Below are 17,985 nucleotides of genomic sequence, written 5' to 3'. Positions count from 1 at the left end.
GGAACCCGCCGCGAACCGGCGCGCGGCGGTCAGGTCGTGAAGCGCTCGGCGCGCAGCGCGGCGAGCGTGTCGGCGGGCCAGTGCTGCACGTTGCCGCCGAGATAGTCGGTCACCACTTTAGCAGACCCGCAGGCGAGCGCCCAACCGGCCGGCCCATGGCCCATACTGACGAATACGCGCGGATGCGGGGTCGGACCGACGACCGGCAGCCCGTCCGGCGACAGCAGCTGCGTGCCTTGCCACGACAGCGCGGCCGAAATCTTCGCGGCGCCCGGCACCCAGTCGTGCGCGGCCTGGCCGAGCAGTGCGAGCGCGGCTTCGGCGAGCGGTTCGGCGAGCGGCTTTGCGAGATCGGCGGCGCGCTGCAGCACCGCGCCGCCGCCGATTCGCAGCCGCTGCTGGATCCGCGTGATCGCGATCCGCTTGACCGAATCGACGATGCTCAGATGCGGCGCGTGCTCTTCGTACGCGATCGGCGCGCTCAGCGTGTGCACGCGGATCGGATGCAGCGGCAGCCGCCAGCCGAGCCGCTCGAGCAGCGCGATGCTGCCGGTGCCGGCGGCGACCACGACCGCGTCGGCCGAAATCACGTCGACTTCGCGCGCGTGCGCGGCGCGCCGGTCGCCGCGCGGCGGCGCGAGTTCGACCGCCGCGCGGCCCGCGTCGACGCGAATCGCCGCGACGTCGGCGCCGAAGCGGAACTGCACGCCGTGCTCGTCGAGCGTCTGCTTGACGAGCTTCGCGAACAGCGGACAGTTGCCGGTGCGCTCGGTTTCGAGCAGCACGCCGCCGGCGAAATCCGGCTCGGCGCGCACCGAAGGTTCGAGTGCGGCGCAGGCGTCGGCGCTCAGCGTCCGGTGCGGCTGATCGAGCGTGGGCAGCAGCGCCAGCGCCGGCTGCAGCGCGTCCCAGTCGCGCGCGTCGCGCACGACGTGCAGGATGCCCGTCTTCTGCTCGAATTCGAGCCGGAAGCGGTTCTCGATGTCGGCGACCGCCTCGCGCGCCGCGTCGATCAGCGGGCGCAGCCGCGCATACTGCGCGACGAACGCGTCGGGCTCGCGCAACGCGGCGAGCCGCTTCGCGAAGCGGCGCACGGCGCCGTCGAAACCGGGCTTGTACACGATGCCGCTGTCGCGCGGCTGGCGCGCGTGCATGAAGGTCGGCCCGAACCAGACGTCGAGCGGGCTCGGCAGCAGCGCGCCGCCGTCGCCGTAGGTCGCGCCCTGCGCGACGGTCGCGTGGCGCTCGACCACGCAGACGCGATGACCGGCCGCCCGGAGCTGGTAGGCCGTGGCGACGCCGGTGAGTCCGCCGCCGATGACGATGACATCCATGGATTGCTTCGATGACGGGCGGCGCGCGGCCGCCCGGTGAGAATTCGCGTGACGGGCCCGCGGCCCGGGGAACCGCGAATGATAGCGCCAAAATTGCGCCGGACGGCGCCGCGCGGCCGCACGCGCACCGCGGCGGTGCACGCGGCGCACCCGACGGGCGGTCTTGGGAGACCGACTTACGGGTATAATTACGGCCTTCCTTTCGCCCCATGTCGCCCTCTAGCGCGACTCATCGACGTCAGTCCAGCCCATGGCTCACTTCTCGTGTTTTCCCGGCGCTTCGGCCCTCTCCGATTTCCGTCAAACCCGTCTGCTCGACACGCTCAGGCAAATCGACGCCAACATCGTCGCGGTGCGCGGCCAGTACCTGCATTTCGTCAACGCGGCCGAACCGCTGTCGGCCGACGACAGCGCGCGCATCGATGCGCTGATGCACTACGGCGCGCCGTTCGAGCCGGCGGCCGAGAAAGGGACGGTCGAGACCTTCGTCGTGCTGCCGCGCTTCGGCACGGTGTCGCCGTGGGCCAGCAAGGCGACCGACATCGCGCAGCACTGCGGCCTCACGCACGTGCGCCGCATCGAGCGCGGCATCGAGTTCACGGTCACGCTGAAGTCGGGCCTGCTCGGCGGCAAGAAGGCACTGTCCGACGAGGCGCGCGCCGCGGTCGCGGCCGCGCTGCATGACCGGATGACCGAAAGCGTGGTGGCCGCGCGCGACGATGCGAAACACCTGTTCGACGAACTGCCGGCCAAGCCGCTGACGACGGTCGACGTACTCGGCGCCGGCCGCGGCGCGCTCGAACGCGCGAACGTCGAGCTGGGCCTCGCGCTCGCCGAAGACGAAATCGACTACCTCGTCGATGCGTTCCGCAAGCTCGAGCGCAATCCGACCGACGTCGAGCTGATGATGTTCGCGCAGGCGAACAGCGAGCACTGCCGCCACAAGATCTTCAACGCGCAGTGGACGATCGACGGCGAAGCGCAGGACATGTCGCTGTTCGCGATGATCCGCAACACCGAGAAGCTGAGCCCGCAAGGCACGATCGTCGCGTATTCGGACAACTCGTCGATCATGATGGGCGCCGAAGCCGAGCGCTGGTTCCCGCGCGGCGCGGGCGCGGCCGGCGAGCCGGGCGAGCGCTACGGCCGCCACACGGAACTCACGCACACGCTGATGAAGGTCGAGACGCACAACCACCCGACGGCGATCTCGCCGTTCCCGGGCGCGGCGACCGGCGCCGGCGGCGAGATCCGCGACGAAGGCGCGACGGGCCGCGGTGCGCGGCCGAAGGCGGGCCTGGCGGGCTTCACGGTATCGAACCTCGATCTGCCGGGCGCACGCCAGGCGTGGGAAAACGCGCGCGACGCGGCGCAGCCGCTCGCGCAGCGCAATCCGAACGAGCAGCACGGCCCGTACGGCCGTCCGGACCGCATCGCGTCGCCGCTGCAGATCATGATCGACGGCCCGCTCGGCGGCGCCGCGTTCAACAACGAATTCGGCCGCCCGAACCTCGGCGGCTATTTCCGCGTGTATGAACAGAACGTCGGCGGCACCGTGCGCGGCTATCACAAGCCGATCATGATCGCGGGCGGCCTCGGCAACATCGCCGATCAGCACACGCACAAGCACGACGTGCCGGCCGGCTCGCTGCTGATCCAGATCGGCGGCCCCGGCATGCGGATCGGGATGGGCGGCGGCGCCGCGAGCTCGATGGCGACCGGCGCGAACACGGCCGAACTCGACTTCGACTCGGTCCAGCGCGGCAATCCGGAAATCGAGCGGCGCGCGCAGGAAGTGATCAACGGTTGCTGGCAGCTCGGCGCGGAAAACCCGATCCTCAGCATCCACGACGTCGGCGCGGGCGGCCTGTCGAACGCGTTCCCCGAAATCGTCGACGGCGCGGGCAAGGGCGCGCGCTTCGAGTTGCGCAAGATCGCGCTCGAGGAGTCGGGCCTGTCGCCGCGCGAGATCTGGTCGAACGAAGCGCAGGAGCGCTACGTGCTGGCGATCGCGCCGGCCGACCTGCCGCGCTTCGAGGCGATCTGCGCGCGCGAGCGCTGCCCGTTCTCGGTGGTCGGCGTCGCGACCGACGAACTCCAGCTGCAACTCTTCGACGAGCAGGCGACCGGCGCGGATGCGTACCCGGTCGACATGCCGATGGAGGTGCTGCTCGGCAAGCCGCCGCGCATGCACCGCGACGTCACGCGCGTGCATACCGAGCGCGCCCCGGTCGACGTGACGGGCATCGCGCTGTCCGCGATCGCGGTCGACGTGCTCAAGCATCCGACGGTCGCGAGCAAGTCGTTCCTGATCACGATCGGCGACCGTACGGTCGGCGGCACGTCGGTGCGCGACCAGATGGTCGGCCCGTGGCAGGTGCCGGTCGCCGACTGCGCGATCACCGCGCTCGACTACGCGGGCTTCCGCGGCGAGGCGATGACGATGGCCGAGCGCACGCCGCTCGCCGTGATCGATGCGCCCGCATCGGGCCGCATGGCGGTCGGCGAGGCGATCACGAACATCGCGAGCGCGCCGATCGCGTCGCTCGACAAGCTCAAGCTGTCCGCGAACTGGATGGCCGCCTGCGGCACGCCGGGCGAGGACGCCGCGCTGTTCGACACCGTGAAGGCAATCGGCATGGAGCTGTGCCCGGCGCTCGGCATCGGCATCCCGGTCGGCAAGGACTCGCTGTCGATGAAGACGAAGTGGGAGGAGCAGGGCGTCGCGAAGGAAGTCGTCGCGCCGGTGTCGCTGATCATCTCCGCGTTCGCGCCCGTCGAGGACGTGCGCCGTCATCTGACGCCGCAGCTGCGCCGCGTCGCCGACGCCGGCGACAGCGTGCTGATCGCGATCGACCTCGGTCGCGGCAAGAACCGCATGGGCGGCAGCATCTTCGCGCAGGTCACGCAGCAGGTCGGCGACACGACGCCGGACGTCGACGATCCGCAAGACCTGAAGCGCTTCTTCGACGCGATCCAGTCGCTGAACGCACAAGGCAAGCTGCTCGCGTACCACGACCGCTCGGACGGCGGGCTGTGGGCGACGGTCTGCGAAATGGCGTTCGCGGGCCGCGCGGGCGTGTCGCTGAACGTCGACATGCTGACGCTCGACGCGAACCACGAATCGGACTACGGCGACGCGAAGGACTGGGCGAAGCAGACGAGCGGACGTCGCGACGACCGCACGCTGCGCGCGCTGTTCAACGAGGAACTGGGCGCCGTCGTGCAGGTGCGTGCGGCCGACCGCGATGCGGTGCTCGGCGCGCTGCGCGAATTCGGGCTGTCGACGTGCTCGCACGTGATCGGCACGGTCAACGACCGCGACGTGATCGAGGTGTACCGCGACGCGAAGAAGATTTTCGATGCGCCGCGCACCGAGCTGCATCGCGCATGGGGCGAAGTCAGCTGGCGCATCGCGCGCCTGCGCGACAACCCGGCGTGTGCGGACGCCGAATACGACGCGCTGCTCGATGCGGCCGACCCCGGCATCTCGCCGGTGCTCAGCTTCGATCCGGAAGAAGACGTCGCCGCGCCGTTCATCGCGACGGGCGCGCGCCCGCGCGTCGCGATCCTGCGCGAGCAGGGCGTGAACTCGCATCTCGAAACCGCCTACGCGTTCGACCGCGCGGGCTTCGATGCGCACGACGTGCACATGAGCGATCTGCTCGCCGGCCGTGCGACGCTCGCCGATTTCGCGGGCGCGGTCGCGTGCGGCGGCTTCTCGTACGGCGACGTGCTCGGTGCCGGCGAAGGCTGGGCCAAGACGATCCGCTTCAACGCGAAGCTGGCCGACATGTTCTCCGCGTTCTTCGCACGTCCCGACACGTTCGCGCTCGGGATCTGCAACGGCTGCCAGATGCTGTCGAGCCTCTCGTCGATGATTCCGGGCGCCGACGCATGGCCGAAGTTCACGCGCAACAAGTCGGAGCAGTTCGAAGCGCGCTTCTCGTTCGTCGAAGTCGAGAAGTCGCCGTCGATCTTCTTCACGGGGATGGAAGGCTCGCGGATTCCGGTCGCGGTCGCGCACGGCGAAGGCTATGCGGACTTCTCGCAGCAGGGCGACATCGAGCGCGTCGCGGTCGCGATGCGCTATGTCGATCATCGCGGCGAGGCGACCGAACGCTATCCGTTCAACCCGAACGGTTCGCCGGCCGGCATCACGTCGGTCACGACGGCCGACGGCCGCTTCACGGTGCTGATGCCGCACATGGAGCGCGTGCATCGCACCGTCACGATGAGCTGGCATCCGGAAGGCTGGGGCGAAGCGAGCCCCTGGATGCGCGTGTTCCGCAACGCGCGCCGCTGGATCGGCTGACGCCGTGTCGTTCGATCCGTACGCGCCCGTCGAAGTCGTCACGCTGCGCGACGAGCGCGCGTCCGACGCCGGCGCGATCGCGGACGTGATCGTGTCCGCGTTCGCGGGCGAACCGGAGCACGGGCAGTTCGAACGACGGATCGTCGATGCGCTGCGCGCGGACCGCGCGCTCGCCGTGTCGCTCGTCGCGGAGCGCGACGGCCGCGTGATCGGGCATGTCGCCTGTTCGCCGGTATCGATCGGCGGCGCAGCGGCCGGCGATTCGCGCTGGTACGGGCTCGCGCCGCTCGCGGTGCGGGCCGATTGCCGGCGGCGCAGCGTCGGCGCCGGCCTCGTGCGCACGGCGCTCGACGCATTGCGCCGTCGCGGCGCGCAGGGCTGCGTCGTGCTCGGCGATCCCGCGTACTACGCGCGCTTCGGCTTCGCGCCGTGCGCCGACCTCGTGTTTTCCGGCGTGCCGGCCACGCATTTTCTGGCGCTGACGCTCGACGATGCGGCGCCGCGCCCCGCGGGCATCGTCCGCTATCACGACGCGTTCTATCCGGAGCAGGCGCAGCACTGAGCAGCGCCGCCGTGCTGCGATCTTGCCGCCCGCCGCGTTCGCGCTTGGCGCGCACGCAACAAAAAAGGCCGCTCGAAGCGGCCTTTCTCTTTGGTGCAGCGTCGGCGACGTTACTGGATCTTCGCCTGCTGACGCAGCGTTTCCTCGAACGTCTGCAGCTTCTGCTGCACGAGTTGCTGCGCGATCTGCGCCTTCACCTGCGCGAACGGCGGCGGCGCGACGTCGCGGATGTCGTCGACGCGGATGATGTGCCAGCCGAACTGCGTCTTCACGGGCTCGTCCGTCATCTGGCCTTTCTGCAGCTTCTGCGCGGCTGCCGCGAATTCCGGCACGTACGCCTTCGGGTCCGACCAGTCGAGGTCGCCGCCGTTCTTGCCCGAGCCCGGATCCTTCGAATACTGCTTCGCGAGATCCTCGAACTTCGCGCCGCCCTTGATCTTCGCGATCAGGTCCTTCGCCTGCTGCTCGCTGTCGACGAGGATGTGGTGCAGGTGATATTCGCGGTTGCCGCCGGCCGTCTTCACGAGCTCGTCGTAGCGCGCCTTCACTTCGGCGTCGGTCGGCTGGTTCTTCTTCAGGAAGTTCTCGATCATCGCACGCAGCACGACCGTCTGCTGTGCGACCGCGACCTGTGCCTTCACGTCCGGGCGATTCGGGATGCCTTCGCGGATCGCTTCCTGCATCAGGATTTCGCGGTTCACGAGTTCCTGGCGCACGGCCTGCTGCAGCTGCGGGCTGTCGGTCTGGCCTTGCTGCACGAGTTGCGCGACCATCGCGTCGGCGCGCGACTTCGGAATCGGCGTGCCGTTGACGACGGCGATGTTCTGGGCAAAGGCCGGCGCCGCTGCGAAAGCAGCCGCCGCGAACCACAGGCGGGGGGATTTCAGGATCATCGGGAATTCCTAATGCTGGATTGAAGATTCGTCGAATTCTTCGGGCGTGTAAGCCACGATCGCGAACGCATGAATGCCGCGCTGCATCGCATCGGCGAGCGCATCATACACCAGCCGGTGCCGCGCGACGCGCGACTTGCCGGCGAACGCGGCCGATACGATCGTGACCGTATAGTGGCCGCCCGCGGCCGCGCCGGCGTGGCCCGCATGTTGCGCGCTGTCGTCGCGTACGGCCAGCGACACGGGCGCGAGCGCCGCGGTGAGGCGCGCCTCGATCAGCGCGATGCGCGCGTCGGGCGAGGCATGGAGAAACGCATCGGTCATGTCACTCGTCCTTCAGGTACTTCGTGAGCCACAGGCTCTGCAGAATGATGAACACGACCATGGCGCCGGTCGTGCCGAACAGCTTGAAATTCACCCATTGCGATTCGGTGAAGTTGTGCACCACGTACAGGTTCGCGACGCCGAGCACCGCGAAGAACAGCGCCCACGCGACGTTCAGCTTGTCCCACACCGGGTGCGGCAGCGTGAGCTGCTTGCCCATCATCTTCTCGATCAGGTTGTTGCCGAACGCATAGCGTGCGGCGAGCAGCCCGATCGCAAACAGCCAGTACAGCACAGTCGGTTTCCATTGAATGAATTTCTCGTCGTGCAGGACGAGGGTAGCGCCGCCGAAGACGACGATCACGCCGAGGCTGACCCACAGCATCGTGTCGACCTTGCGGTGGCGGAAGGCGACCCAGGCGACCTGGGCCAGCGTCGCGGCGATCGCGACCGCGGTGGCGGTGAAGATGCCCCAGACCTTGAAGGCGGCGAAAAACAGGATGATCGGAAACAGATCGAACAGGAATTTCATGGCGCTCGCGGCTGCGTGAAACGGCCGCATGCGCGGCCTTTCACCGTTGTAGGGACCCGCCAGGCGCCGCCGTCGCGAACCGCTGCAGCGCGGGGCTGCCGGCCGGTTCGCCCGGCGCCGCTCAGTCGTTTTCGGGTCGGGACTCGAAGTTTAACGCAGCCGAATTGATGCAGTAGCGCAAACCGGTCTTGTCGCGCGGGCCGTCCTCGAACACGTGGCCGAGGTGCGCGCCGCAATGATTGCAGCGCACTTCGACGCGCACCATCCCGTGCGAGTAGTCGATCTTCTCGTCGATCACCTCGCCGTTGAGCGGCTTGAAGTAGCTGGGCCAGCCGCAGCCCGAATGGAATTTCGCGCCGGACTCGAACAGCGGCGTGTCGCAGACGACGCACTTGTAGATGCCGTCGTCTTCCTTGTCGGTGTATTCGCCGGTGAACGCGCGCTCGGTGGCCGCGTGCTGCGTGACCTCGTACTGCAGCGGCGTGAGGCGGCGCCGCAGCTCCGCGTCGTCCTTCCGGTACGGATAGGTCTTGTCGTCGGCATCGTGGGACATGTGGGGGTTCTCCTGATCGGTCGGTCGATACGCGCGGGTTACGACGAGCAGCTCACTTCGAGCGACCCGGCCCAGTCGGGCGGCAACGCCGCGTACGATTCATGTTCCGGCTGTTCGTCGAACGGGCGGCGCAGCACCTGCGCGAGCCGTTCGACTTCGGAAAAGTCCTTCTCCTTCGCGCGCCGGATCGCGAGTTCGGCGAGATGGTTGCGCAGCACGTATTTCGGGTTCACGCGATTCATCGCGGCCGCGCGCGCGGCATCGTCGCGCGTTTCCTCCGACAGCCGCGCACGGTAGAGGTTCGCCCATGCGTCGAATGCCTCGCGGTCGATGAACAGGTCGCGCACGGGCGCGTCGCGGCTCGCGTCGTGCTTCGAGAGCTGCGCGAGCCGGCGAAACGTCAGCGTGAAGTCGGCACGGCTCGCATGCATCGTCTCGAGCAGCTGGTTCGCGAGCGCCGCGTCGCCGTCGCGTTCGAGCTCGAGGCCGAGCTTCGCGCGCATCGCGCGCTCGAGCGCGGGACCGAAACGCTCGGGGAAGGTCGCGAGCACGGCCTGCGCATCGTCGACCGCGCGCTCCGCGCGCGCGTCGTCGTCGGCGATGCCGTGCTGCAGCCCGATCAGCGGCAGCAGCGCCTGCGCGAGGCAGTAGCAGTTCCAGTGCGCGATGCGCGGCTGCATCCGGTATGCATAGCGGCCGCCCGTATCCGAGTGGTTGCAGATGTGGTTCGCGTCGAACGCGTCGACGAAGCCGAACGGGCCGTAGTCGATCGTCACGCCGAGGATCGACATGTTGTCGGTATTCATCACGCCGTGGCAGAACCCGACGGCCTGCCATTGCGCGACGAGCTCGGCCGTGCGCAGCGTCGCGGCTTCGAGCAGCGCGAGATAGGGATCGTCGGCGTCGCGGCAGGCCGGATAGAAGCGGTCGATCACGTGATCGGCGAGCGCGCGCAGCAGATCGGGGCGATTGTTCGAGAAGAAGTGCTCGAAATGGCCGAAGCGCACGAAGCTCTCCGACACGCGCGTGACGACGGCCGCCGTCTCGATCTCCTCGCGCACGACCGGCTGGTCGGAGCCGATCACGGTCAGCGCGCGCGTGGTCGGGATGCCGAGGTGGTGCATCGCTTCGGAGCACAGGAATTCGCGGATCGACGAGCGCAGCACCGCGCGGCCGTCGCCCATCCGCGAATAGGGCGTGCGGCCGCTGCCTTTGAGCTGCAGCTCGTAGCGGCGCCCGTCCGTGCCGGGCAACTCGCCGATCGTCAGCGCGCGGCCGTCGCCGAGCTGGCCGGCCCAGACGCCGAACTGATGGCCGGAGTACACGGACGCGTAGGGCAGCGCCTCGGCGGGCCAGTCGCGCGTCGGGTTGCCGGCGAACAGCTCGGCGAAGCCGGGCTGCGCGGCGAGCGACGCGGGCAGCCCGAGCAGGCGCGCGACTTCGTCGGAAAAGCCGACCACGTACGGCGCCGCGAGCGGTGCGGCCGGCAGCCGCGTATGAAACGCGTCGCCGAGCCGCAGGAACGCGTGGGTGTCGGGCGCGGCGAGCGTCGCGGCGAGGTCGGGCAGGGTGTCAGCCGGATCGGCTGCGCTTCGGGAAAACGACATGTTGAGCGCCTCTGGGTAAGCCGATATTGTAAGGCGGCGCTGCGCCGCCCGCATGGCGGCCCGCGCGATGCACGCCGCCCGCCCGGGCCGCCGCGCGCCGCTGCCGCCGCGCGGCCCGTCACCGATTCGCGTCCTTCAGGGAGAACAAGACGATGGGCAAGCCGTTGCTGGGCCAGATGATGGACATGCCGCTGCTGGTGTCGTCGCTGATCGCGCATGCCGCGCGTCACGCGGGCGACACCGAGATCGTATCGAAGCGGATCGAAGGCGACCTGCATCGCTATACGTATCGCGACTGCGAGCGGCGCGCGAAGCGGCTCGCGCAGGCGCTCGCGCGGCTCGGCGTCGAGGCGGGCGAGCGCGTCGGCACGCTCGCGTGGAACGGCTACCGGCATCTCGAGGCGTACTACGCGATCGGCGGCATGGGCGCCGTCTGCCACACGATCAACCCGCGGCTTTTTCCCGAACAGATCGCGTACATCGTCAATCACGCGGAAGACCGCTACGTGCTGTTCGACATCAACTTCGCGCCGCTCGTCGAGGCCCTCGCGCCGCAGTGTCCGAACGTGCGCGGCTGGATCGCGATGACCGACGTCGATCATCTGCCGCACGGCGCGACGCCGTACCTGTGCTACGAGACGCTCGTCGAGGCGGAGGACGGCCGCTACGACTGGCCGCGTCTCGACGAGCAGCAGGCGTGCGGGCTCTGCTACACGTCGGGCACGACCGGCAATCCGAAGGGCGTGCTGTATTCGAATCGCTCGACCGTGCTGCACGCATACGGCGCCGCGCTGCCCGACGCGATGAACCTGTCGGCGATGGACGCCGTGCTGCCGGTCGTGCCGATGTTCCACGTCAACGCATGGGGGCTGCCGTACGCGGTGCCGCTGACGGGCGGCAAGCTCGTGCTGCCGGGCAAGGATCTCGACGGCCGATCGCTCTACGAGCTGATGGAGGCCGAGCGCGTGACGTTTTCGGCGGGCGTGCCGACCGTATGGCTCGGGCTGCTGAACTACATGCGCGAGGCGGGCGTGCGCTTCTCGTCGCTGAACCGCACGGTGATCGGCGGTTCGGCCTGCCCGCCCGCGATGCTGCGCACGTTCGAGGACGATTACGGCGTACGCGTGATCCACGCGTGGGGCATGACCGAGCTGTCGCCGCTCGGCACGCTCGCGAAGCTGAACTGGGCGCAGTCGCAGCGGCCGCACGACGTGCAGCGGCGGCTGCTCGAAAAGCAGGGGCGCGTGATCGGCGGCGTCGACATGCGGATCGTCGGCCCGGACGGACAGGAGCTGCCGTGGGACGGCGTCGCGTACGGCGAGCTGCAGGTGCGCGGGCCGTGGGTGATCGACCGCTACTTCCGCAGCGACACCTCGCCGCTCGTCGACGGCTGGTTTCCGACCGGCGACGTCGCGACGATCGACGCGGACGGCTTCCTGCAGATCACCGACCGCAGCAAGGACGTGATCAAGTCGGGCGGCGAATGGATCAGCTCGATCGACGTCGAAAACGTCGCGATCGCGCACCCGGGCGTCGCGGAGGCCGCCTGCATCGCATGCGCGCATCCGAAGTGGACCGAGCGGCCGCTGCTCGTCGTCGTGCCGCGCGAAGGCGCGAACCTGACGCGCGAGGCGCTGCTCGCGTTCTACGAAGGCAAGGTCGCGAAATGGTGGATTCCGGACGACGTCGTGTTCGTCGAATCGCTGCCGCATACCGCGACCGGCAAGCTGCAGAAGCTGAAGCTGCGCGAAATGTTCCGCGACTACGTGCTGCCGACGGCGGTCTGCGCACCGTAACGCGGGCGCGGCCGGCCCTTCGGTCGGCCGCCGTTGCCGGCCGGTCGCCGTTACCGGTCGGCCTTGCCGGTCCCTTTGCCGGTCGCCCTTGCCGGTCGCCTGCGATCCGCCCCCGGATTGTGCGGAAATTCAAATTGAACGACCGTGCTTTTTCGTTGTATGCTGCCTCCGTTCGATCCGGACATGCGGCCGTTCGACCGCGCACAATGGAAGCGCCGCCACCCGGCGCGCGATGCATGGAGGCAGGCAGATGGCAGTGGATTACTCGACTCGCGACGGCGTCGCCGTCATCACGCTCAACAATCCGCCCGTCAACGGGCTCGGCCTGTCGACGCGGCTGGGCATCATGGACGCGCTCGAGCGCGCCGCGCACGATCCGTCGATCGCCGCGATCGTGCTGACGGGCGCCGGCCGCGCCTTCTCGGGCGGCGCCGACATCACCGAATTCAATACGCCCAAAGCGCTGCAGGAACCGACGCTGCATACCGTGATCCGCGCGGTGGAGGCGAGCGCGAAGCCGGTCGTCGCCGCGCTGCACAGCGTCGTGATGGGCGGCGGTCTCGAGCTCGCGCTCGGCGCCCACTATCGCGTGGCCGCGCGCGGTGCGCAGATCGCGCTGCCCGAAGTGAAGCTCGGGCTGCTGCCGGGCGCGGGCGGCACGCAACGCCTGCCGCGCGCGGTCGGCCTCGAGACCGCGCTGAACATGATCGTGTCGGGCGCGCCGGTGCCGTCCGAGCAGCTTGCCGAAAGCGGGTTGTTCGATCAGCTCGCCGACGGCGATCTGCTCGACGCGGCCGTCGCGTTCGCACGCAAGGCCGGCGCGCAGCCGGGGCCGCATCCGCGCGTGCGCGACCGCAAGATCGTCCACGACAACGCGGCGGGCTTCATCCAGTTCGCGCGCAATTCGGTGAAGGCCGCCGCGCCGAACTTCCCGGCGCCGCACAAGTGCATCGACGCGATCGAGGCCGGCGTGCTGCACGGTTTCGACAAAGGCAGCATCGCCGAGCGCGAAGGCTTCGTCGCGCTGATGATGACGCCGGAAAGCCGCGCGCTGCGGCACGCGTTCTTCGGCGAGCGCGCGGCGAGCAAGATTCCCGACGTGCCGGCCGACACGCCGGTGCGCGACATCCGCCGTGTCGCGGTGATCGGCGCGGGCACGATGGGCGGCGGCATCGCGATGAACTTCGTCAACGCGGGGCTGCCCGTCACGCTGCTCGAAACGAAGCAGGAGGCGCTCGAGCTCGGGCTCGCGACGATCCGCAAGAACTACGACGCGCAGGTGAAGAAGGGCAAGCTCACGCAGGAGAAGCTCGAGGCACGCATGGCGCTGATCGCGCCGACGCTGTCCTACGACGACCTGAAGGACGCGGATCTCATCGTCGAGGCCGTGTTCGAAGAGCTCGGCGTGAAGGAGCAGGTGTTCCGCAAGCTCGACGAAGTCGCGAAGCCGGGCGCGATCCTCGCGTCGAACACGTCGACGCTCGACGTGAACCGGATCGCCGCGTTCACGAAGCGTCCGCAGGACGTCGTCGGCATGCACTTCTTCAGTCCGGCGAACGTGATGAAGCTGCTCGAAGTCGTGCGCGGCGCGCAGACGGCGAAGGACGTGCTCGCGACCGTGATGGCCGTCGCGAAGAAGATCCGCAAGACGGCGGTGGTATCGGGCGTATGCGACGGCTTCATCGGCAACCGGATGATCGAGCAGTACATCCGGCAGGCGCTGTTCATGCTCGAGGAAGGCGCGCTGCCCGCGCAGATCGACCGCGCGATCGAGCAGTTCGGCTTCGCGATGGGGCCGTTCCGGATGAGCGACCTGGCCGGCAACGACATCGGCTGGGCGATTCGCAAGCGCCGCTACGTCGAGCAGCCCGACCTCCATTATTCGAAGATCGCCGATCGTCTCTGCGAGCAGGGCCGCTTCGGGCAGAAGACGGGCGCCGGCTGGTACGACTATGCGCCCGGCGATCGCCGCGCGCGGCCGTCGGCGCTCGTCGACGAGATGGTCGTCGCCTATTCGAAGGAGCGCGGCATCGAGCGACGCAAGATCGCCGACGACGAGATCGTCGAGCGGCTCGTGTTCGCGCTCGTCAACGAAGGCGCGAAGATTCTCGAGGAAAAGATCGCGTCGAAGGCGTCCGACATCGACATGGTCTATCTGACCGGTTACGGCTTCCCGCTGTGGCGCGGCGGCCCGATGCTGTACGCCGACATGGTCGGCCTCTACAACGTCGAGCGCGCGATTCGCCGCTACGCGGCCACGCCGAACGGCGACGCGTGGCGGCTCGCGCCGTCGATCGCGGAGCTCGCGAAGGCCGGCCGCGGATTCAACGGCTGACGCCGCGCGGCGCCGCGCACCGACTCGCAAGGAGAAACGCTATGAAACGCACCGACGACGTGCTGCTCGTGATCGACGTGCAGTACGACTTCATGCCCGGCGGCGCGCTGGCCGTCGCCGACGGCGACGCGGTCGTGCCCGTGATCAACGCGCTCGCGCAGCGGTTCGAGCGCGTCGTGATCACGCAGGACTGGCATCCGCGCGAGCACGTGTCGTTCGCGGCGAATCATCCGGACGGCGAACCGTTCTCGACGATCGCGCTGCCGTACGGCGAGCAGGTGCTGTGGCCCGTGCACTGCGTGCAGGACACCGAAGGCGCGGCGCTGCATCGCGACCTCGACCTGCCGCACGCGCAGCTCGTGATCCGCAAGGGCTGCGATCCGCGCGTCGACAGCTATTCCGCATTCGTCGAAGCCGATCGCACGACGCGCACGGGCCTCGCCGGCTACCTGCGCGAGATCGGCGCGAAACGCGTCTGGTGCTGCGGGCTCGCGACCGACTATTGCGTCGCGTGGTCGGCGCTCGACGCGCGCGCGGCGGGCTTCGACGCCGCGGTGATCGACGATGCGTGCCGCGCGATCGACCTGAACGGCTCGCTCGCGCACGCATGGCAGCAGATGCAGGCGGCGGGCGTCGCACGCGTGACGTCCGATGGCGTGCGCGCCAGCGCATAGCGCCGCCTTTCCACTCGATTCAGCACATCAGGCAGGAACGAAGGAGACTCGCATGACCGAAGCCGTAATCGTATCGACCGCACGCACGCCGCTCGCGAAATCGTGGCGCGGCGCCTTCAACATGACGCACGGCGCGACGCTCGGCGGCCACGTGGTCGCGGCGGCGCTCGAGCGCGCGAAGCTCGACCCGGCACGCGTCGAGGACGTGATCGTCGGCTGTGCGAATCCGGAGGGCGCGACGGGCGGCAACATCGCGCGGCAGATCGCATTGCGCGCGGGGCTGCCGGTCAGCGTGCCGGGCATGACGGTGAACCGCTTCTGCTCGTCGGGGTTGCAGACGATCGCACTCGCCGCCCAGCGGATCATCGCGGGCGAGGGCGACGTCTACGTCGCCGGCGGCGTCGAGTCGATCTCGTGCGTGCAGAACGAGATGAACCGGCACATGGCGTACGAGGGCTGGCTGCTCGAACACAAGCCGGAAATCTACTGGACGATGCTGCAGACGGCCGAGAACGTCGCGAAGCGCTACGGGATCTCGAAGGAGCGTCAGGACGAATACGGCGTGAACTCGCAGCTCAAGGCCGCTGCCGCGCAGGAAGCGGGGCGCTTTCGCGACGAGATCGTGCCGATCACCGTGCGCGCCGGCATCGCGGACAAGGCTACCGGCCGCCTGTTCACGAAGGAAGTGACGGTGTCGGCCGACGAGGGGATCCGTCCGGACACGACGCTCGACGGCGTGTCGAAGATTCGTCCGGCCGTGCCGGGCGGCGTGATCACGGCCGGCAATGCGAGCCAGTTTTCCGACGGCGCGGCCGCGTGCGTCGTGATGAGTGCCGCGGCCGCGCAGCGCGAAGGGCTCCAGCCGCTCGGCGTGTTCCGCGGCTTCGCGGTGGCCGGCTGCGAGCCGGACGAGATGGGCATCGGCCCCGTGTTCGCGGTGCCGAAGCTGCTGAAGCAGACAGGGCTCAGCGTCGACGACATCGGGCTCTGGGAGCTGAACGAAGCGTTTGCGGTGCAGGTGCTGTACTGCCGCGACACGCTCGGGATCCCTGACGATCGCCTGAACGTGAACGGTGGCGCAATCGCGGTCGGCCACCCGTACGGCGTGTCGGGCACGCGGCTGACCGGCCACGCGCTGATCGAAGGCAAGCGGCGCGGCGTCAAGTATGCGGTCGTCACGATGTGCATCGGCGGCGGGCAGGGCGCGGCCGGCCTGTTCGAAATCGTCTGACGTTTTGCCTGCCGTGCCGGCCGCCGCGCGACTGCGGCGCGCGCGGCACGGCGCTCCCCACGACGGCCGCCGCCTGCATGCGGCATGCCGGCCGCAATGCCGTTTCCCCTCACTTGTCAAACGAATCGCCGCTTCTATACTTGCTCTGACATTTGCCTTTCGGAACAGAGGGGCCGACGCGCGCGCCATGGCCGGGTCGCGCGCATGCGGCTGCGACACGCGAATCCGCAGCAAATCGATCGGGAAACGAATTGAGTACGACCTTTGCAGCCGGGGAACCGCCCCGCGTCGTGAGCGCGGCTGCGCGGATTTACGCGAAATGCCTGCTGGTCGGATTCGCGCTGCTGCCCGCCTATCTCATCGCCTACCTGTGGTTCTGCGCCGATCCGCGCGCGACCTTCGAGAACCACGCATTCCATGAAATCGCGATTGCGGCCGCGACCGTCGAGGGCGCGTTCGTCACGTACGTCACCTGGGTCTGCTATCGATCGTCGGGCGAACCGCTGTTGCGCTGGCTCACGCTCGGCTTTCTCGGCTTCGCGATGATCTACGCGCTGCACGGCGTGTTTACCGGCGCCGCGCATCACAACATCTGGCTGTTCCTGCTCTACGGGCCCGCGTCGCGGCTCGTGATGTCGATCCTGCTGCTGACCGGCCTGCTGTCGTATTCGCGCGCGCCCGATCGCGCCGACAGGCGCACGAGCGCGCGCACATGGCTGCCGTGGATCGTCGCGTTTGCGCTCGTCGACGTCGCGGTCGCGTATCTCGCGTATTCGCCGATCGCGGGCGCGCTCGGCACGCGGCTCGCGATGGAGGGCGGCGCGCTCGTCTTCTCGCTGCTGAACGTCGCCGTGCTGCTCGCGCGACGCATCCGTTCGCCGCTGATGGTGATCTACGGCGTGTCGATCACGGCGTTCGCGCTGTCGTCGCTCGCGTTCCTGCTCGGCAAGCCGTGGAACCACATGTGGTGGCTCGCGCACGCGATCTTCGCGGGCGGCTTCTTTTTGCTCAGCTACGGCGTCGTGCAGGCGCTGCAGACGACGCGCTCGTTCTCGGCGATCTACAGCCAGCAGGATCTGATGAGCCGCCTCGCGGAATCGATGGCGCGCACCGAGAGCGCGCTGCTCGAACTGCGACGCACGAACCAGAAGCTCGAATACATGGCCGCGACCGATCCGATGACGGGCGCGTCGAACCGCCGGCAATTCATCGCGCAGGTCGAACGCGAGATCGGGCGCGCCGAGCGCGACGGCACGCCGTTCTGCCTGCTCGCGCTCGACCTCGACAATTTCAAGCACATCAACGACGCGTACGGCCATCAGATCGGCGACGAAGTGCTGCGCGGCGTCGTGCGCCAGTGCCTCGACGCGATCCGGCCGAGCGGCGCGCTCGCGCGCGTCGGCGGCGAGGAGTTCATGGCCTTGCTGCCCGAGATGCCGCTCGAGGGGGCACGGATGACGGCCGAGCGCGTGCGTTCGTCGATCGCCACTGCGCCGTTCGGCCTCGACTTCAAGCGCGTACAGGTGACGGTCAGTGTCGGTGTGGCCCAGTACGGCGTCGACGGCAGCACGGTCGACGCGCTGCTGCGCGTCGTCGACGAACGGCTGTATCAGGCGAAGCGGGAAGGACGCAATCGCGTCGTCGCGCGGTGACGCTTTGCGCGGCAATGCATTTGCCCGGACCGGTGTGAGCGCGTGCCTTCCCGTACGTCGCCCCGGACGGCGAAGCCGTGCCGGGGCGCCATCGCGTGATCGACCGCCGCGTAATCGACGCGCGCTGCGCTAGGGAAACGCTGATTTATTCGGCTCGGCGGTCATCGCAGACGTAGC

General features: G+C 68.9%; 13 protein-coding genes. 7 read left to right on the top strand and 6 right to left on the bottom strand.

All coding sequences use genetic code 11. The features are described from left to right. Positions 1-29: 29 nt before the first annotated feature. A complete protein-coding gene (locus ACSHSS_RS25115) occupies positions 30-1,334 on the bottom strand; it encodes an FAD-dependent oxidoreductase (RefSeq protein WP_445545700.1) in 1,305 nt (434 codons plus the stop codon). Between the two features lie 250 nt (positions 1,335-1,584). Between ACSHSS_RS25115 and purL the strand changes: the two genes are divergently transcribed. Both purL and ACSHSS_RS25105 read left to right on the top strand, forming a co-directional pair. Next, on the top strand, positions 1,585-5,649 hold the full coding sequence (gene purL, locus ACSHSS_RS25110) for a phosphoribosylformylglycinamidine synthase (protein WP_217261787.1): 4,065 nt from the start codon (positions 1,585-1,587) through the stop codon (positions 5,647-5,649). 4 nt (positions 5,650-5,653) lie between these two features. Beyond that, positions 5,654-6,211 carry a GNAT family N-acetyltransferase gene (locus tag ACSHSS_RS25105; protein ID WP_445545699.1) on the top strand — a complete coding sequence of 186 codons (558 nt, stop codon included), beginning with the start codon at positions 5,654-5,656 and terminating at the stop codon, positions 6,209-6,211. Positions 6,212-6,321: 110 nt separating this feature from the next. Here ACSHSS_RS25105 and ACSHSS_RS25100 read toward each other — a convergent pair whose 3' ends face one another. From ACSHSS_RS25100 to ACSHSS_RS25080, 5 genes are all read right to left on the bottom strand, one after another. Then, positions 6,322-7,104: a peptidylprolyl isomerase gene (locus ACSHSS_RS25100; RefSeq protein ID WP_006407741.1), complete on the bottom strand. Its 783-nt coding sequence runs from the start codon at positions 7,102-7,104 to the stop codon at positions 6,322-6,324. Between the two features lie 9 nt (positions 7,105-7,113). Further along, the gene (locus ACSHSS_RS25095; RefSeq protein WP_445545698.1) at positions 7,114-7,428 is read right to left on the bottom strand and encodes a BolA family protein; all 315 of its coding nucleotides are present in this window, start codon (positions 7,426-7,428) and stop codon (positions 7,114-7,116) included. 1 nt (position 7,429) lies between these two features. Next, the gene (locus tag ACSHSS_RS25090) at positions 7,430-7,960 is read right to left on the bottom strand and encodes a septation protein A (protein WP_006402253.1); all 531 of its coding nucleotides are present in this window, start codon (positions 7,958-7,960) and stop codon (positions 7,430-7,432) included. Positions 7,961-8,081: 121 nt separating this feature from the next. Then, entirely contained in the window at positions 8,082-8,513 is a 432-nt protein-coding gene (gene msrB / locus ACSHSS_RS25085; protein WP_006415093.1) for a peptide-methionine (R)-S-oxide reductase MsrB, read from the bottom strand. Between the two features lie 38 nt (positions 8,514-8,551). Beyond that, entirely contained in the window at positions 8,552-10,120 is a 1,569-nt protein-coding gene (locus tag ACSHSS_RS25080; protein ID WP_060041410.1) for a protein adenylyltransferase SelO, read from the bottom strand. 152 nt (positions 10,121-10,272) lie between these two features. Here ACSHSS_RS25080 and ACSHSS_RS25075 point away from each other — a divergent pair, with 152 nt between their 5' ends. The 5 genes from ACSHSS_RS25075 to ACSHSS_RS25055 all read left to right on the top strand — a co-directional run bounded on the left by ACSHSS_RS25075 (position 10,273) and on the right by ACSHSS_RS25055 (position 17,808). Next, positions 10,273-11,916, top strand: coding sequence for a 3-(methylthio)propionyl-CoA ligase (locus ACSHSS_RS25075; protein WP_253575514.1), 1,644 nt, complete (start codon positions 10,273-10,275; stop codon positions 11,914-11,916). 250 nt (positions 11,917-12,166) lie between these two features. Continuing rightward, positions 12,167-14,251, top strand: a complete 2,085-nt coding sequence (locus ACSHSS_RS25070) for a 3-hydroxyacyl-CoA dehydrogenase NAD-binding domain-containing protein (RefSeq protein ID WP_445545697.1) — start codon at positions 12,167-12,169, stop codon at positions 14,249-14,251. A gap of 41 nt (positions 14,252-14,292) precedes the next feature. Then, positions 14,293-14,925, top strand: coding sequence for a bifunctional nicotinamidase/pyrazinamidase (pncA, locus tag ACSHSS_RS25065; protein WP_445545696.1), 633 nt, complete (start codon positions 14,293-14,295; stop codon positions 14,923-14,925). A gap of 52 nt (positions 14,926-14,977) precedes the next feature. Beyond that, positions 14,978-16,156 (top strand): acetyl-CoA C-acyltransferase, encoded by a 1,179-nt coding sequence (locus tag ACSHSS_RS25060; RefSeq protein WP_445545695.1) that lies wholly within the window; start codon positions 14,978-14,980, stop codon positions 16,154-16,156. 251 nt (positions 16,157-16,407) lie between these two features. Continuing rightward, positions 16,408-17,808: a sensor domain-containing diguanylate cyclase gene (locus tag ACSHSS_RS25055; RefSeq protein WP_105796655.1), complete on the top strand. Its 1,401-nt coding sequence runs from the start codon at positions 16,408-16,410 to the stop codon at positions 17,806-17,808. Positions 17,809-17,985 lie beyond the last annotated feature (177 nt).

The sequence above is a fragment of the Burkholderia sp. BC1 genome (assembly GCF_052683555.1).
This window is presented reverse-complemented; position numbering and strand designations above follow the sequence as displayed.

What these genes read in the sequence shown, in the direction of transcription:
- ACSHSS_RS25115 (WP_445545700.1), bottom strand. Translation starts at nt 1,334, where the DNA reads ATGGATGTCATCGTCATCGGCGGCGGACTCACCGGCGTCGCCACGGCC.
- purL (WP_217261787.1), top strand. Translation starts at nt 1,585, where the DNA reads ATGGCTCACTTCTCGTGTTTTCCCGGCGCTTCGGCCCTCTCCGATTTC.
- ACSHSS_RS25100 (WP_006407741.1), bottom strand. Translation starts at nt 7,104, where the DNA reads ATGATCCTGAAATCCCCCCGCCTGTGGTTCGCGGCGGCTGCTTTCGCA.
- ACSHSS_RS25095 (WP_445545698.1), bottom strand. Translation starts at nt 7,428, where the DNA reads ATGACCGATGCGTTTCTCCATGCCTCGCCCGACGCGCGCATCGCGCTG.
- ACSHSS_RS25090 (WP_006402253.1), bottom strand. Translation starts at nt 7,960, where the DNA reads ATGAAATTCCTGTTCGATCTGTTTCCGATCATCCTGTTTTTCGCCGCC.
- msrB (WP_006415093.1), bottom strand. Translation starts at nt 8,513, where the DNA reads ATGTCCCACGATGCCGACGACAAGACCTATCCGTACCGGAAGGACGAC.
- ACSHSS_RS25080 (WP_060041410.1), bottom strand. Translation starts at nt 10,120, where the DNA reads ATGTCGTTTTCCCGAAGCGCAGCCGATCCGGCTGACACCCTGCCCGAC.
- ACSHSS_RS25075 (WP_253575514.1), top strand. Translation starts at nt 10,273, where the DNA reads ATGGGCAAGCCGTTGCTGGGCCAGATGATGGACATGCCGCTGCTGGTG.
- ACSHSS_RS25070 (WP_445545697.1), top strand. Translation starts at nt 12,167, where the DNA reads ATGGCAGTGGATTACTCGACTCGCGACGGCGTCGCCGTCATCACGCTC.
- pncA (WP_445545696.1), top strand. Translation starts at nt 14,293, where the DNA reads ATGAAACGCACCGACGACGTGCTGCTCGTGATCGACGTGCAGTACGAC.
- ACSHSS_RS25060 (WP_445545695.1), top strand. Translation starts at nt 14,978, where the DNA reads ATGACCGAAGCCGTAATCGTATCGACCGCACGCACGCCGCTCGCGAAA.